General features: G+C 43.0%; 15 protein-coding genes. 2 read left to right on the top strand and 13 right to left on the bottom strand.

Annotated elements, in window-relative coordinates:
- The first annotated feature begins 115 nt into the window (after window positions 1–115).
- Window positions 116–976, top strand: coding sequence for an AraC family transcriptional regulator (locus E0485_RS07330; RefSeq protein WP_132417326.1), 861 nt, complete (start codon window positions 116–118; stop codon window positions 974–976).
- 280 nt (window positions 977–1,256) lie between these two features.
- Complete coding sequence (locus tag E0485_RS07325) at window positions 1,257–1,787, top strand: hypothetical protein (RefSeq protein ID WP_132417325.1); 531 nt, start codon at window positions 1,257–1,259, stop codon at window positions 1,785–1,787.
- Between the two features lies 1 nt (window position 1,788).
- Here E0485_RS07325 and E0485_RS07320 read toward each other — a convergent pair whose 3' ends face one another.
- From E0485_RS07320 to E0485_RS07260, 13 genes are all read right to left on the bottom strand, one after another.
- On the bottom strand, window positions 1,789–2,748 hold the full coding sequence (locus tag E0485_RS07320) for an ABC transporter permease (protein WP_132417324.1): 960 nt from the start codon (window positions 2,746–2,748) through the stop codon (window positions 1,789–1,791).
- A 1-nt stretch (window position 2,749) separates the two neighbouring features.
- Window positions 2,750–3,829, bottom strand: a complete 1,080-nt coding sequence (locus tag E0485_RS07315; RefSeq protein ID WP_132417323.1) for an ABC transporter permease — start codon at window positions 3,827–3,829, stop codon at window positions 2,750–2,752.
- Window positions 3,813–5,366 carry an ABC transporter ATP-binding protein gene (locus tag E0485_RS07310; RefSeq protein WP_132417322.1) on the bottom strand — a complete coding sequence of 518 codons (1,554 nt, stop codon included), beginning with the start codon at window positions 5,364–5,366 and terminating at the stop codon, window positions 3,813–3,815. Before E0485_RS07310 ends, E0485_RS07315 begins: the two co-directional genes overlap by 17 nt.
- Window positions 5,367–5,400: 34 nt before the next feature.
- Window positions 5,401–6,456, bottom strand: a complete 1,056-nt coding sequence (locus tag E0485_RS07305) for a BMP family lipoprotein (RefSeq protein ID WP_132417321.1) — start codon at window positions 6,454–6,456, stop codon at window positions 5,401–5,403.
- A 170-nt stretch (window positions 6,457–6,626) separates the two neighbouring features.
- On the bottom strand, window positions 6,627–7,883 hold the full coding sequence (ilvA, locus tag E0485_RS07300) for a threonine ammonia-lyase IlvA (protein WP_235857452.1): 1,257 nt from the start codon (window positions 7,881–7,883) through the stop codon (window positions 6,627–6,629).
- Between the two features lie 116 nt (window positions 7,884–7,999).
- Window positions 8,000–10,357, bottom strand: a complete 2,358-nt coding sequence (locus E0485_RS07295; RefSeq protein WP_165921105.1) for an S-layer homology domain-containing protein — start codon at window positions 10,355–10,357, stop codon at window positions 8,000–8,002.
- A gap of 96 nt (window positions 10,358–10,453) precedes the next feature.
- Window positions 10,454–11,188 (bottom strand): ABC transporter permease, encoded by a 735-nt coding sequence (locus tag E0485_RS07290; protein ID WP_132417319.1) that lies wholly within the window; start codon window positions 11,186–11,188, stop codon window positions 10,454–10,456.
- Window positions 11,189–11,932: an ABC transporter permease gene (locus E0485_RS07285; RefSeq protein ID WP_165921104.1), complete on the bottom strand. Its 744-nt coding sequence runs from the start codon at window positions 11,930–11,932 to the stop codon at window positions 11,189–11,191.
- Window positions 11,925–12,848 carry an ABC transporter ATP-binding protein gene (locus E0485_RS07280; protein WP_132417317.1) on the bottom strand — a complete coding sequence of 308 codons (924 nt, stop codon included), beginning with the start codon at window positions 12,846–12,848 and terminating at the stop codon, window positions 11,925–11,927. The genes E0485_RS07285 and E0485_RS07280 overlap by 8 nt, the downstream gene beginning before the upstream one ends.
- Before the next feature lie 118 nt (window positions 12,849–12,966).
- Window positions 12,967–13,896: a sensor histidine kinase gene (locus tag E0485_RS07275; protein WP_132417316.1), complete on the bottom strand. Its 930-nt coding sequence runs from the start codon at window positions 13,894–13,896 to the stop codon at window positions 12,967–12,969.
- A 2-nt stretch (window positions 13,897–13,898) separates the two neighbouring features.
- Window positions 13,899–14,597, bottom strand: coding sequence for a response regulator transcription factor (locus E0485_RS07270; protein WP_132417315.1), 699 nt, complete (start codon window positions 14,595–14,597; stop codon window positions 13,899–13,901).
- A 67-nt stretch (window positions 14,598–14,664) separates the two neighbouring features.
- A complete protein-coding gene (rluF, locus tag E0485_RS07265) occupies window positions 14,665–15,360 on the bottom strand; it encodes a 23S rRNA pseudouridine(2604) synthase RluF (RefSeq protein ID WP_132417314.1) in 696 nt (231 codons plus the stop codon).
- A gap of 135 nt (window positions 15,361–15,495) precedes the next feature.
- A complete protein-coding gene (locus E0485_RS07260; RefSeq protein ID WP_132417313.1) occupies window positions 15,496–17,610 on the bottom strand; it encodes an ABC transporter ATP-binding protein in 2,115 nt (704 codons plus the stop codon).
- Window positions 17,611–17,622: the final 12 nt, after the last annotated feature.

Below are 17,622 nucleotides of genomic sequence, written 5' to 3'. Positions count from 1 at the left end.
ATTTTAGTATACAAGAACGCCGCTAGCTCCCCAATGGAATCTTGTTAGGTCCATATGGAAAAATGTGATTTATCATCGTACAATAAAGAGAATCGAATGGATGGGAGATGATCATATGTCACATGTTGAAAAAGGATATTCCGTTTCGTCCAATCCCTACCCTGAGTTGTATAGCGATCCGCATGTTCTGTTCGCAGGCGTCAGCCGTACACTGCCAGGACATATGGTCGGACCCAAGGTACATAGCTATTACCTGCTTCATCATGTCATTGCAGGACGTGGTATCTATTGCACAGGCGGACAAGAGTTTGAGCTTCATGCAGGTGATAGCTTCCTCATCGTACCTGAACAGCTTGTCTCCTACATTGCCGATGAGCAGGAACCATGGCATTATCACTGGGTTGCTTTTCAAGGAAGCAGCGTGCCACAATTGCTTAGTAGTGTCGGATTTACGATGACACAGCCCATTGCACATCACAACAATCAATGGAAGATTGCCAAACGGTTTGAACAAATTCAGACTTCGTTTTACAACAAAGATGCCTATTCCCCTTATGAAGCCGCAGGTCAGCTCTATTTGCTATTGTCCGCATATGGACAAATATTAGGAAGCAGCTCAATCGTCACTGCTTCTCCACCAGAAACACCTGCAGAAAGCATCGTAAGGCAAGCGATTCATTATCTGACTACGCAATATGCAGAGGAAATCACCATGGAGACGATGGCGGAAAGCGTGGGCTACAACAGAGCGTATCTATCTCGCCTATTCAAGCAGCATACAGGCGAAACTCCTGTCACTTTCCTTCTCAAGCTTAGAATCGATCAAGGTCGTCGCTTACTGCGTGAACGAGAGGACCTGACAATCGAGCAAGTTGCTCTGTCTGTCGGATTCCATGATCCATTGTACTTCTCTAAACAATTTCGACGTCTGCATGGCATTTCCCCTTCACAGTACCGTATACAAACGATAAATTAAAATGCAGTCTTCTTTTTGTAATTAACATCGTTTAATTACATTAAGAAAGCTGCTTTATGTTATAATTGTCTTAATATTCAGATATTAATAAAATTAAGGAGGTATTGATATGAGCATTATATCCACTATATTTATGATAATAATTTACCTCATTCTCCCAATTTCCGCTATCATAGTTGTTATTTTTGCACTCATCTGGTTAAAACGCATAAGCACAAGCCTGCACAATATCGAACATATGCTGCGTTCACAGCTTCCACCGTGGAAAGGAGAATAGTTAATGGGGTTTCAATATTTATTCTGGGGCTTCTTATTTCGCTTAATCAGCTTCCCCGTATATGGATTTAATATCCCACCGGCTTTTATTAGCTATATTCTGTTTATCATCGGCTTGAATCGCTTAATTGAATATAGTGATCGATTCGCCACCTCTAGAACGCTCTCCATCATCCTGCTTGTACTGTCTATTTTCGAGATCTACACCCCAAGCAAAGACATAAGCAGCACCTTCGATCTTCTCAATCTAATAAATATCGCTTCTGGCATCGTCAACTTAATGCTTATTTATCAATTGTGCAAAGGAGTTGCCGAAGTCGCTTTAAGTCGCGACGAACATCAACTGATGGAGACAGCGATACTGAGATGGAAGCTCTACATCTGGGGATTCGTTGGATTCATCGCATCCTTCTTTCTTGTGTTCGCTGCTCCTATACTTGGAGGTTTACTTGTCATTGCTACTATGATTTACGTATTTATTATTCATTGTTTATTAATGGGTCTCATGAGAAAAGCAAGTCGGTTGATTCAGTAACTTAACGTTTACCAGGATCGTATGGCTCTCCAAGCGCTGCGGGTGGATAAGCTCGACTTACTGCACCAATTAGAACGAGTACGGTAAACAAATAAGGAAGCATGTAGATGAATTCAGATGGAATCCAATTCGATAAGCCATACATTTGAAGCAAATCTTTCAGCGCTTGCGACAGTCCAAAAAAGCATGCTGCACCAAACACGCCCACTGGATGCCATTTGCCAAAAATCATCGCAGCAATGGCAATAAATCCTTGACCCGAAATCGTATTATGCGAGAACATACTAGTCGTCGTTAATGTGATTGTCGCTCCACCAAGACCTGCTAACACGCCTGATAGTAACACCCCAATATAACGTGTACGCAGAACCTGAACACCAACGGTATCTGCAGCGCTTGGATGCTCTCCTACAGCCCGAAGTCTGAGTCCAAAAGGGGTACGATACAGCACATAGTAGGCGATAAACACCAGAATAATCGCCAAATACGTCGTCGGGTAAGCATGTAATACAGTTCCAATGAACGGTATATCCGTCACGCCTGGAATCGTAAGCTTCGTAAACGCAAACTGCAGCGTAGGAGATTGGCCTGAGCCTTCGAACAGCAGCTTAACAAGATAGACGGTCATCCCCAACGCCAGAAAGTTAATCACGACACCACTAACCACCTGATTTGCCTTGAATCGAATGGAGGCAATCGCGTGTATCCACGCAAAAATAACTCCTAGTAGAATAGCTGCTAGGAGTCCTATGTATGGAGATAACTCTCCCATTCCTGCATCCTCCGCATAATAACTAAACACAGCTGCACCAAATGCACCCGCAATCATGATGCCTTCAAGTCCAATATTAATGACACCCGAACGTTCGGAGAATACACCGCCTAAGCCCGCCAGAATTAATGCTGTTGAGAAAACTAAAGTAATATTAATGGTCTGTCCTAGCAAATTCAGAAATTCCACTCTAACTTCCCCCTTGTGCTTTATTCCGCTTCGCATAGAACGGAGCAATAATCAGACGAACGATTGCCTGTGCAGCGATAAAGAAAATGATGGCACCGATCACGACTCGAATGAGCTCTGGCGGCACATCTGCGGCAAAACTCATTCCTGCCGAACCATAAGTCAGGACACCGAATAAGCAAGCTGCGAGGACGACGCCAAGTGGACTGTTCATTCCAAGCAGGGATACGGCAATTCCATCCAATCCGTAACCAGGAAAGGCTGATGCAATCGATTGATAGTGGAACACACCGAGAATTTCAAAAGCTCCCGCAAGTCCGGCGAATACGCCTCCAATGAACATCGCCTTCATAATGTTCCTACCAACATTCATCCCTGCATATTCAGCAGCATATGGATTTAAGCCAACAGCTCGCAGCTCGAAGCCTTGTTTGGTTTTCCAGAGAATTAAATAAAATGCATAAGCAGCCAGAAGCGCAATAAGTATACCCCAATGCACCCTAGCCCCATCGAATAGATTGGTAAGCCAGTCCACCGATAATATAGCAGTTGATTTGATGATGCGTGAATCCTGCATACCGGGTTCCAGCAAGAAGGCTTTCACAATATAGTTGCCCAGATACAAGGCAATCCAGTTGAGCATGATGGTCGAGATAACTTCATTTACACCACGCTTTGCCTTTAACCAGCCTGCTATTGCGCCCCAGAATCCACCAAGCAGTGCGCCTACAATAATCGCTAAAGGCAAATGAATGTAAGCAGGCAAGCTTACTTGATCACCAATAAGCGTTGCACCTGTCATGCCCAGAATGAACTGTCCCTCTGCGCCAATATTGAATAGACCTGTACGGAATGCAAAAGCAACGGATAGGCCTGTTAGAATTAATGGGGTTATCTGCCTGATTGTCTCGCCAAAGTCATAGATATTGCCAAATACACGCTCCAAGAGCGCAGCATAAGCAACAATTGGATTGTATCCGCCGATGAGCATAACGACTGCCCCCGTCAGCAGCCCAAGCAAAATAGCAATAAGCGGTACAAGCACTGTATTGCCAGAAGTCACTTTAATGAGTCGACCCATGCTTGTCCCCGCCTTCCTTAGATTCTTTACTGCCAGCCATCATTAAACCAAGCTCTTGATCCGTAGTTTCATGCGGCATGACTTCGCCAACGATTTGACCTTCATAGATCACCGCTATCCGATCAGAGACGTTCCGAATTTCATCAAGCTCAAATGAAATCAACAGTACAGCCTTGCCTTTATCTCGTTGTTCAATTAACTGCCGATGGACAAACTCAATCGCGCCAACATCAAGTCCCCGTGTAGGCTGTGCAGCAATGAGCAGCTCTGGATTCCGCTCGATCTCACGTGCAATTATCACTTTCTGCTGATTGCCGCCAGACAATGATCTTATGACGCTATGAATACTCGGTGTACGAATATCGTAACGTTCAATTAACTTCTCAGCATGCCGATCAATCGCATCATAACTAAGCAATCCATTCTTATTAAATTGCGGGTAAAAATACGTCTCCAGCACCAAATTCTCACTTACGCTAAAATCGAGTACGAGCCCTCGTTTATGCCGATCCTCCGGAATATGGGCTAATCCTGACTCCGTAATTTTCCTAGGAGACCAATTCGTTACGTTCGTACTGTTAATCGCAACATCCCCTCGGTACGACTTACGCAGGCCTGTTAATACCTCAATTAGTTCACTCTGCCCGTTACCGTCAACGCCTGCAATTCCTAATATTTCTCCAGCGCGAACACCAAATGTAATTCCGTTTAGCGCTTCTTCTCCACGAGGACCATGGCAATGCAGACCTCTAACCTCCAGCACCGGAAGTTTAGGCTGCGACGGCTTCTTATCGACTTGAAACGATACTTTGCGACCTACCATTTGCTCCGCTAAATGCTGTGTATTCGTCTCCGTTTTTTTTACGGTATCGATTACCTTGCCTCTACGAATAATCGTTACCGTATCCGCTATCTGCATAATTTCCTTCAGCTTATGCGTAATGAGAATGATAGACTTTCCTTCTGCCACGAGCTTCCGCAGAATCGCCATCAATTCCTCAATTTCCTGTGGTGTGAGTACGGCTGTCGGCTCATCAAAAATGAGAATGTCCGCCCCGCGAAACAACGTCTTTACAATCTCCACCCGTTGCTGCATCCCAACAGAGATATCGGCTATCCGGGCATTCGGGTCAATGCTGAGGCCGTATTGCTCGGATAACTCCTTAACCTTACGCGTAGCAGCTTGATAATCGATATTCATTCCTTTGCGCGGCTCCATGCCGAGCACGATATTCTCAGTAACTGTAAACGGCTGTACTAGCTTAAAATGCTGATGCACCATTCCAATCCCTAATGAAATGGCTGTATTGGGCGAATCGATAATGACTGGCTTGCCATTCATTTGGATTTCACCTTCATCAGGCTGATACAGTCCGAACAGAATATTCATGAGCGTAGATTTACCCGCACCGTTCTCACCTAGCAAGGCAAGAATTTCACCTTTATGGAGCTTTAGTGAAATCGCATCGTTTGCTACGATACCTGGAAATCGTTTCGTAATCCCTAATAATTCCACAACCGGTACGTTTGTACTCATATCACACCTGCCACTGTCATGCTTTTCGGATCGATCACTTGTCTGGCACTTTAATTTCGCCACTAATGATTTTGGCTTTGTATTCTTCTACTTTCTTAAGAACATCCTCTGGCACATTAATATTCGAGTTGTCTGCAATTCCAACGCCATTATCCTTAAGTCCAAGATTCGTTACTTGACCGCCCTTGAAGTTGCCTGCAATCATATCATTACAAATCTTATATACCGCCTCATCCACACGTTTGATCATGGATGTTAATGTAATATCTGTGCCGAATTCAACTGATTGATCTTTATCGACACCAATAACCCATACTTTTTTACCTGCTTTGGACCGATCCTTAGCCTCATTAAATACACCGCTGCCTGTTGCGCCAGCTGAAGGGAAAATAATATCAGCCCCACCGTTATAGAGCGTTGCAGCCGCGGATTTGCCCAAGTCAGGTTTATCAAAGGTTCCTGTATAGTTCGTAATAAGCTGCGCCTGTGGGTTTGCCGCTTTAATTCCTGCTCTAAATCCCGCTTCAAAACGCTTAATCACGGGAATATCCATTCCACCTACAAAGCCAATCTTATTCGTTTTAGTCATTAAACCCGCAATAACCCCAACTAAGAATGAACCTTCCTGTTCAGCAAAAGTAACGGAAGTCACGTTCGGCAGGTCGACAACATTATCTACAATGGCTAGCTTCGCATCAGGATTCTGCTGAGCTACCTGCTTCAGCGCTTTCTCAATAATGAATCCGATCCCCCATGTCAGGTTGTACTTACCTTTCACGAATTGATTCAAATTCGGTACAAAATCAGCATCTGATTTACTTTGTAAATACTTGACGTTCGCACCTGTATCTTTGCCAAGCTTCTGTAGTGCCTCCCATGCGCTTTGGTTAAACGACTTATCATTAATCCCACCAACATCGGTCACCATACCGAACTTAAAGTCCTTGCCGCTGCCAGCCGCACCTCCAGGTGAAGCACCAGGCGATGGATTCGCCTCAGATGTCGGGCTCGGTTTGGCACCACCGCAACCAGACAATACAAGAGACAGTACAATCACAAGCAAGAACGAATATTTAATTAGCTTCTTCATATGATCTCCTCCACTTCAATAAGGTTCGAATCTTTCCAAATCATAAGTACAGCCTAATTGGTAGTATGCAGTGGAGTTCCCTTTATTATGTAAAAAGAAACTAAAAAAGACTGTTCTTTAAGAAGAGTCTCACTTCTTAAAGAACAGTCTAATGGAATAGCTATTTCGTTCTAAATAAGCAGGTTGAAGAGCTGCGGATCTTTATTGATTTCAATAAATTCAAAGTCTCGCTCAGACAACCGTTTCATCAACGCTTCATAATCATCGCGATTCTTCAGCTCGATCCCTACGATTGCCGGCGCATTTTCTCGATTCGTTTTTTTCATATATTCAAATCGTGTAATATCATCTGTTGGTCCTAACACTTCTTCCAGGAACTCGCGCAAAGCGCCTGCACGCTGAGGGAAATCAATCACAAAATTATGCTTAAGTCCTTCATAAATCATGGAGCGTTCTTTGATTTCCTGCAACCGATCAATATCGTTATTCCCACCTGAAATGACACACACAACTGTAGTACCGCGAATTTGTTCCTTGTAGGCATCAAGCGCAGCAACAGGCAATGCACCCGCAGGTTCAATTACGATCGCATTATTATTATATAATTCAAGAATGGTTGTACATTCCTTTCCTTCAGGAATGACGGTAATATCGTCAAGTACCTTGGTGCAGATTTGATAGGCGATCTCACCTACCTGCTTAACCGCCGCACCATCAACGAATTTACTAATCGTTTTTAATTTCACTACTTTACCGCTCTCGAATGCCGCCTTCATACTAGCCGCACCTTCTGGTTCTACGCCAATCAGCTTCGTTGAAGGAGAGACGCTTTTAATATAAGAGCCGATCCCTGCCGCCAGACCTCCGCCGCCAATCGTTGCGAAGACATAATCAGGTGTTTCATGAATTTGATTCATCATCTCCATGCCAACCGTGCCTTGTCCCGCGATCGTCGCATTGTCATCGAATGGATGGATAAATGCCATGCCATGCTCTTTACAATAGGCGATTGCTTGATTGAAGGAATCGTCATAGGTATCGCCGACAAGAATAACTTCAACATTCGTACCGCCAAAAAACTTAACTTGCGAAATTTTCTGCCTTGGCGTCGTTGTCGGCATGAATATTTTGCCTTCAATTCCTAATAATTTGCACGAATAAGCTACACCCTGTGCATGATTGCCCGCACTCGCACATACGACCCCGCTATTTCGCTGCTCGTCCGACAATTGATGGATCGCATTATACGCGCCACGAATCTTGAAGGAACGGACAACTTGCAAATCTTCACGCTTTAAATAGACATTACATTCATACTTATTGGATAACAACTCATTTCGCTGAAGCGGCGAAGGATCAATCACTTTGCTTAGAGCATGACTAGCCTTCATAATATCCTCAATGTACAACTTGCTGTCTTGCGGCATTTCTCTTTCCCTTCCTTCTCCCAGGTTGATCATTTTATCGTCTATTGTATCACAAGGGAATAAAGCACAAAACAGCAATTCGGCTAATCCCCGAATTGCTGTTTCTTTTATAACGATTAGTAATTCGTTTGAACGAGCGAACGCTTCTGTAAATAACGGTAGAAGGCACTTGCAGCGTCTGCACGTGTTACTTCTTTCTTCGGATTGAACATCCCATTGTCCACCGTCATAATACCAAGTCCTATTGCGATTGCAGCTGCCCCTTGATTCTTAACATCTGCAACATCTGTGAAGCTTGTATTGAACATGGAGCTGAATTGCGCAAGCTTATCGAAGCCGAGTGCACGAACGATAAGGGTTGCCATATCATCACGCGTCATTTTTTGGTCAGGATTGAATTTATCGGCCTTGTCAATTAAGCGACGGTCAAGCGCTGTTTCTACATAAGCAAAATACTTGCTTTGATTCGTTACATCAGCAAAAGAATTTTTTCTTGCCGCCATAGCATAGAAGTCAGGAGAATAGCCGCCGTTCATCGTGATGACCAGCATTTTGACCATTTCGCCCTTCGTTATCGATTCATCAGGTGACACCTTGCCATTTTTAATATCGAGCGCTTGATAATCGAGCATCAGCTGTAAAGCCTCTTTAGCCCAGTGATTATCGATATCAACAACCTTCACCTTATCAAGGGAAATCTGATCGCCAGTGGACATGCTTTTCCAAGTACCCGTAATCGCATCTAGGAAGAATGGCTCACGTTGATATTTGGAAACCAATTGATAAACAAGCTTCGCTTCAGGTGTCTTTGATACCTCTGTATTCGGTTTAATCTCACCAGATGCTACCATTAGCGCATACCTTTGATCGTTTAACAGCATTGGCTTCTGCTCCGTTACATAAGCAAGCTCAACATCATATTGCGACAAGAGCAGATCCTTGGCTTTATCTAGGGTAATGACCGATGGCTTCTTCGTAGGGTACTCAGTCAAAGAGAAGTTAGCGTAATAATTCGTGATCTCTCCTGTTTCTTTATCAATTGAGATAGTCAGATTATTGTAGCCAATCGTTACCCCATCGCTGACATGTTTAAAGTTAAATTCGAGCGTTCTGGCATTCTTATCTTTCAATAGGACCTGTGGGTCCTGTGTATTCGCTAGTACCAATTCATGCGCATAGTATGGAACCATTTTCTTGGCAAACTCGATCGCCTTCGTCTTCGCTTGGTCTACCGTTATCTTCGCTTCTACTGGAGCAGTAGTGCCTGTAAGTGGATCATAATTATTCACATAGTAATTGTAGTTCATTATCTCGCCAGTGCTTGCATTGACATTCGCATAGACCATTGAATCAACCCGTCTCTTGGTTAGCTCCTTGTCCGGGGCAGATAAACTCCAGCTTAAACTCCAGTTGCTCATGTTCTCATTATTTTCTGGATTAAAATATTCATTATAGGAAGCATTCTGCAAGGTGTATCCTTGTGGGATGGTAAAGGACTGCTCAACCTTCTTAATCGCATCATCCTTCGTCAGCTTTAAGTTCGAGGCAGGCTTATTACCTAACGGTTTATCCGAAATCGGCTTATCGTCCATGCTTGGTGCGATTGTATCGCCATACGGAGACCACCACTCACCCGACTTTGCATTCAGCATGAACGTATCCATCATATAGGCCGTATAAGGCTTTTTCTCCCCTTGAACTTGATAAGGAAGCTGGTAAAGCAAAGATAATTGCGACTTATTACGGAAAATCTTAAGCGCATCGGCAAGTGGTATGACATTATCTTTGGCTTCAAATTTAACGTTCGGCGTCCAATTCGAATAATAGCTCACCACTTGACCATCGCCATTCACATTAACCGACACGGTGTCTTGCGGGAATGGAACGCCATTTACCAAGCGAACATACGAGTAGTTATATTGAACATTGCCGTCCAGGGGCGGTTTAACTGCTTCTTCATAGCGATCATTATACTTGATCTGCTCATATTCCTTGGGATTTATGCTTGAAAGCCACTTATCTGCAATCGCCTTCCCATTATTAAAGTTCACTTTTGGCGGGAAGCTAGGTTTGTATTCCGGATCATTTACATAGCTGTTATAGTTCTGCAAGCGGCCCGTATTCCCATCGATATTCACACTAATGCCCCCAACGGTTCGTTCGCCATCTTGCTTCGTAAAGTTAAGATACCATGAGCTAGAACTTCCGCTATTGCTCCAATCGGAGTTCAAATTAGCAGACTGTAGCTTATAATCGCTTGGAATCTGGATGTATTTATTTGCGATTTCGATTGCTTGTTCCTTGGATAACTTCGCCTCTACCACTCGCTGAGTTTTCCCATCTGGATAATCTATGATCATTGTTTGCTCTGACGTTGATACCTCTGTACTTGCGGCCATAACCGCAGGAGCAGCAGTTGACAGCAGCAATGCAGATGCGACTGCCACTGTACTAGCCATTTTCAATAATTTCACAATCATCTTCCTCCTCGTAAACTAGGATTTACCATAATCTACACAAATAGACGGAAGGTTGTTGCGAAAGGTTTCAATATAATGACTAGACTATTATTAAAATTTTTCTTTATACACCCCTATACGCTTCAGCATCATCAATGCTATTGCCAAGGTAGCGAGTAGACTCAGACAGCTTAACCAATATGCCATCCCCGTAACCGGGTACGCTCCCGAGAACACAAATACTGCAGAAATAGGGTAAATGCTATGCAGCTTGGAGCTGGCAGCAAATATGCCCATGAAGGAATAGATGATTGCAAATACGATTGAAAGCAAATAGCTTTTTTGAAAAATGGCCGTTAGCGCAATAATCGGAGTAATGGCAATAAAGATCCCGATCCCTTGAAGCAAATATTGTATGAAATAACCTAGAATTAGGTCGATTGACAGCTGATGCACATGTAATATCATTTCACTTATAAGAATCAAAATAAATAACGTTATCGATAGAATGATAGACATGATACAGGATGTGAAAAGCTTCGCCTTTATAAGCTTGTTCATATCAACTGGAATGGTCTGCAGTATTTTCATTGTTCCATCTTGAAACTCTCTGCTTATCATATAAGTTCCTAGCAAGGAGAAAATGGCTGGAAAAATATAAAATGTCCCCCAGGATAGCGCCCCTTCCAAAAGCCAACCTGGCGAATCAAAAAAGCGTACCCCATTGTGCAGCATGGAGCCTTGCATGACAATAATTCCTGTAAGTAATAGTAAAATCAGCAGTGCAATACGGAAAATATTGGACCGTTTTAGTTTGAGGACTTCCATTTTGACTAGAGTCAACATTTAATCTAACCGCCTTTTCAAAAATAATGCCGATGTTGCAAAGCACACAAGCGCGATTGCAGCAATGTTGATCATACTCATCGGTAAACTTCCGTCCAATAGGACACCTTCCTTATTATTGTGCCACACAATTTTCATCAGGCTTGAAATTGGGTGAATCCCGACAAGGGAGGATGCTGCGATGTACCCAAGAAAAACATAGACTACATTTAAGCTGATCGGAAGGATGTATCCCTTTTTCGAAATCACAATGACCAAAACCACAGGCATCAATGCAAGTGGCGTTAATAAACCGCTAATCAGGCAAAGTGAAAATACACGCAATATGAGGGTTCCGTTAATGTCAGAAAAACCACCCGCAATAAATCCGCCTATCACGTTTAGCACACCGGTAAAAAGCATGATCGTTGTAGACAAAATAAAGAGCATAGCGATTTTAGAAATAAGCAGCTCGATTTTTGTTACAGGTACTACCGCTAATTGCTTCATCGTGTCATTTTTGTATTCATCCGTAAAAATCATGGTTCCCAAAATACCTAACATACAAGGAAGTATCAGAATGTTCATATATCCGAGAGACATTTTGTAAAAGTCCATAAAGCTGTCCATAAGGGAATTTTCCCGTGAGATGCCTGATGCATAGAAAGTTATAAGAGCAGGCATTGCAGCCGCAATGCCAAACATAACCCATAGCATTCTTTTTCTTTTCAGTTTCAACATTTCCGTATGAATTAGACTAAGCAATGCCTTCACCTCCTGTAATCTTCTTGAAGTAATCCTCCAGGCTTTCATTACAGGCTTGAACTTCCATTACACCAATATCGTTCATCATTAGCGCCTTGTTGATGTCGACCATACGATGCTCCAAACCATAAAGTCGGATCGTATGATCATCGTCAATCGCAAAATTGGAAATACCAAATTGCTGCTCCAATATACAGATTGCTTTCGAGGCAGAAGAAACACGCAGCAGGATATACTTACTGTTCTTCTTTTCGAGTTCTGCGTAGCTGCTTTCCTCAAGTAAAACACCATTATGGATAATACCGATATCGTCTGCCAATAGCGCAATTTCAGAAAGAATATGGCTCGATATGATGATTGTTTTTTGTTTCTTGACGCTCAAATCCTTTATAAAATCCCGAACTTCTGCGATACCTATAGGGTCAAGCCCGTTAGTCGGTTCATCTAAAATAAGGAGTTCTGGATCATGCATAATCGCATTGGCTATCCCCAATCGCTGCTTCATGCCAAGCGAGTAATTGGAAAACAGTTTTTTATCCCTGTAAGGCAACCCCACGACTTCCAAAGCACTTTGAACGACATTTGGTTTGGGTGTGCCTCTCAATTTGGCGAAAATTTGCAAGTTCTCTGTACCCGTCAAATTAGGATAAAATCCAGGTGATTCAATCATAGAACCGATGCGAGGGTAGATACTTCGCTGATTACCCTGCAGCCTTTGGCCGAAAACGCTTATTTCACCAGAGGTAACATTCGTAAGTCCCAAAATCATCTTCAGAATGGTCGTTTTACCCGCACCATTCCTTCCAAGCAAGCCGTAGATTTTCCCGCTTCGCACATGAATATTCACATTATTGACCGCTATTTGGTCCTCGTACTTCTTCGTAAGATTCTTCGATTCGATTATGAAATCATTCATTGTTTTCACCTGCTATTCTATTAATAAATTTAGTATAGAAGATAAACCTTGCCAAAACCTTGCCGAAATCTTGTTTTTTTCTAGCTTTACACCAAAATAATAAAAGCCCTGTGATTTCTCACAGAGCTTTGATCAGAGGCAGATTTATGGTAAAAGTCGTTTTTTCATTTGGAATACTCGAAACCGATATTTTCCCTTGATGAGCAGATACAAGTTCTTTTACGATGGCCAGACCTAACCCGTTACCTATATAGGTACGGGATTCATCGCATTTATACAGTCGATCAAATACATGAGGCAAATGCTTGTTTTCGATTCCTTTGCCATTGTCCGAAATCGTGATTGTAACAACATCATGATTGCAATGTACGCCAATCTCGATCCGATCGCCTCCACTGTGCTCAAGCATGTTGTGAATGAGATTATTCATTATGCGGGTGTAGGCGTTTGGATCAAGTGAAATTTGACATTCCGTATCTAAAATATGGATTTCATAAGCGATACGGTTGTTATCAAATACAGGAATCCAGTCTGTCAGTATATCTCTTGTTAACTCATTGATATCCGTATTCTCAAATTGAAATGTTCGCTCTTTGGAATCCAGCTTGAACCATTCGAACAGAATATCCACGAATTCCTTTAGATTGTATGCTTTATTGCGGGCTACATCTAGATAATTATCCTTTTCATCGCCCTTAACCACTTCATTGTGAATGGCATCCAAATATCCAATCAAAGAAGTTAAGGGTGTTCGGACATCATGGGAAAGGCTGGTGAGCAGCTGCTTATAGGCCTTCTCCGCTTCTTTCAGCTCGATAAATCTAGCATTGTAGTTGTCTACAATATCATTGATCTTATAGCCAATATCTGCAATTGCTTCCTTGTCTTTGAGCAAAATTTTGCGGTTATGATTCCCTTTTTCTATATCATCCAAAACCTTCAGCATTCTAGACAGGCTCTGCCTTGTATAGATGATATAAGCTGATAACATCAGAACAGCCAAGGCAAGGACAATAATCAAAGCAACTAAAGCATGTGTAATGTCCATTTTCACACCTCTTGACTGAACCGATAGCCTACACCCCAAACCGTTTGAATGTAGATTGGCTTATCTGCATCCGCTTCAATCTTTTTTCTTAGCTTGCTCATATAGGCCATGACGTTGTTATCATCAAACGCGTAATCATCGTTCCAAACTTGGCGATAAATTTGCTTTTTGGTAAAAACCTGTCCCTTATGCGAGGCCAAAAAATACAACAGGTCAAATTCCTTACCCGTCAACTCAACTGGGATTCCGCCAACTTCCACGGTTCGATTATTGGCATCAATGTTAAGCCCCTTAAAATGCAGACTTCTTTCCGTTGAATGATGATGGTTGTTTAACGTTGTGTAACGGCGAATAAGCGAGTGCGTTCTCGCCACAAATTCATTGATACTGAAAGGCTTGGTCAGATAGTCGTCGGCACCTAACCGCAGTCCAGATACCTTATCCAACTCATTGTCCTTTGCAGTCAGCATTAAAACGGGTACAGGATTCGTTTTGCGCAGTTCGCTTAATACATCGAATCCATTCATTTCCGGAAGCATGACATCCAATACGATTAAGTGATAATTTCCATCTAATCCCTGTTTCAAGCCGTCTGCACCTGTATAGGCCAGTTGAGCAGTTATGCCCTCATTTTCCAAACACTTCCTCAGGAGATTGCATAGTTCTTTATCGTCATCAATAATCAAGACTGTGCGATCCATTCTCTCCACCTGCCCTGTGTAAAAAGAAATAAAACTGACTCTGAATCAATTTATAAAATTGATTCTCTTACTTTACATTAATCGACTTGAATAAAACGTCCAATTCCTCACGTGTTAAATCACGCCATTTACCTACAGGAAGGCGGCCAAGTTCAATGTTCATGATACGCACACGCTGCAAGCGTTTGACGTTATAGCCGAATGCCTGACACATTCTTCTGATTTGGCGGTTAAGACCTTGCGTCAGTATAATGCGGAATACGCGATCATTCACGCGAGTGACTTCACATGGTTTGGTCCTCTGCCCCAGAATATGCACCCCTGTAGACATACCTTTAAGAAAAGAAGGCGTAATCGGTTGATCAACCGTTACAATGTATTCTTTATCATGATTATTCTCGGCTCGTAGAATGCTATTGACGATATCCCCGTCATTCGTCATCAGAATGAGTCCCTCTGAATCCTTGTCCAATCTACCAATTGGGAAGATACGCTCCTCGTGATTTACAAAATCCACGATATTCCCACGAACTGAGCTCTCTGTCGTACAAGTGATACCCACTGGTTTATTAAGCGCTATATAGACTTGTTTAGGTTTCTGGCCAAGCGGTCTGCCGTCAATCCTTACATCATCTCCGTTTTCTACAACTGAACCTAATTCAGCAACCTTTCCGTTAATCGTTACACGTCCCGCTTCGATCCAGCGATCTGCCTCACGTCTGGAGCAGATGCCTGTCTCACTCATATATTTGTTAATTCTCATCTGTCTTCACCTCTAAGGCGATTATACGTTATATAAGTTGAAATCAAAAGATAAGGCCGCCCTACCTGCGAATTTATAATACAAAAGCTCGCACATGGCGCTTAACCTTAGCCAAGTACGAGCTTTGATTTTGATTTATACGGTCGAACCAATTGGCTTCCCTGTAAGCGGAGCATTTGCAGATGTATCGGACTTATGCGTTTCGGCAGTCTGTACCGATTGCCCTTGCTGAAGCTGATACATGCCGTAATAGCGACCTTTTCCCGCCATTAAGGAGTCATGCGTTCCACGCTCCACAATCTGACCTCTATGCAGGACTAGAATTTGATCCGCATTCCGAATCGTAGAGAGTCGGTGCGCAATGATGAACGTCGTTCTGCCTTTCTTAACGACATTAAGCGCTTCTTGAATGATCGCCTCCGTCTCTGTATCAATACTTGCGGTAGCTTCATCCAGAATCAGAATCGCAGGATCGAAGGCAAGCGCCCGTGCGAATGAAATGAGCTGTCTCTGCCCTGCTGACAACGTGCTTCCCTTCTCCAGCACCGGCTCATCAAAGCCTTGCGGCAAGTTCTTAAGAATCTTGTCTGCCCCAACATCCCGAAGCGCCTTCTCGACCTTCTCCCTTGAAATGGATGGATCATTCAAGCTAACATTCCCCGCAATCGTCCCTGTGAACAGAAACGGATCTTGCAATACGATCCCCATATGCTGGCGAAGCTGCTGCTTTGGAATCGATTGAATATTGATGCCATCCACCGTAATGGAGCCTTGAGACGCATCATAAAAACGGAACAGCACATTCATGATCGAGCTTTTGCCTGAGCCCGTATGACCAACTAGCGCAACCGTCTGCCCCTGCTTAGCTTCAAGCGAAATATCCTTGAGCACGTACTCGTTCTCTTTGTAGGCAAAAGATACATTCTCGAACTTCACATTCCCTTTGTAGCGCTGCAGCGCTCCTTTATCAATATCAAGCCCGGTTTCATCCATAAGCTCGAATACACGCTGAGCAGATACCCTTGCTTGCTCAAGCTGCGCTAACTGGTTCACAATTCCCGTAATCGGAGAGAACAATCGATTCAAATAATCAATAAAGGCATAGATAACGCCAACCGACAGCACCGTCCCCACACCGAGCGCCGCCCCGCCAAAATACCAAATGATCAGTGTAAACGCGGTATTTCGAATCATGTTAACAAGATTATGGGAGGTTAAGGAGTTGAGCTTAAGCATTTTGGTTTGATATTTAAAATAATCCTGGTTGAATTCCTCAAACTCACGCTTTGATTCTTTCTGTCTGCGGAAAGCGCGAATGATTGGCATCCCTTGAATCGATTCATTCAGCATCCCGTTCATATCGCTTAGTCTCGAACGAATAATCTGATTGTACTTTGTAGCAAGCTTACGGTAGCCAACAATCCAAACAAACAGAATCGGAACGACGACTAAGCAAGCTGAGGCCAATCGAACATCTAATAAGAATAAGGCAACGAATACCCCTATAATATTGATGAATCCAGAAACAAAATTCGTTAATACCGAAATAAATAAATCTTTGACCGCTTCCGTGTCATTCGTAACTCTCGAAACAATTTTACCTGCTGGTAAATTATCAAAATAATTAACAGGCATACGATGGACCTGCTGGTAAACATCCATACGCATTTTCTGAATCACGCGATTCGCAGAAATCTGCATAATATAACGCTGACCGTATTGGAAGATGGAAGCAAAGATCAGAATTCCGATATACAGCGCCATTAAGGTAATAACCCCATTTACCTGTGGACGATAAAATTCGTACAGCTCTCCATTGGTTAGAATTTGGGCTGGATATTGAACAGCCTCTGCTCCACCGGCATTCTTCACGATTAATGTACCACTACCATTCGGTCCATTAGTAAGCTCACGAACACCATTTCTTGTTACGGCCGATTCCACCAGTGCGAACTGGCGACCGACTTGCAGTACAGAAGCCTCGATCCCATAAACTTCATCAGGATTCTGGTTATCTTCACGAACATACATTTTACCGCGAAAAGGTACAGCTTTATCATTAACTGTTGATCCAGCAGGCTGCTCATACCACTTTTTCTCGATTCCAAGAATATGGACATCGATCATGGACTTGGCAATGAATGGTCCTGTTAATTCTGCTGCCACCGTAACCGCTAACATTAATATTGCTAAAATAAATCCTCGCTTGAACATCCAAGCATATCGAAATAATCTTTTGCCTACTTTCATTCTTCAATCACA

Origin of the sequence: Paenibacillus albiflavus, assembly GCF_004344915.1 — a bacterium.
Lineage (GTDB): Bacteria > Bacillota > Bacilli > Paenibacillales > NBRC-103111 > Paenibacillus_AM > Paenibacillus_AM albiflavus.
The sequence above is the reverse complement of the archived record's forward strand: the minus strand, read 5'-3'. Positions and strand labels throughout refer to the sequence as shown.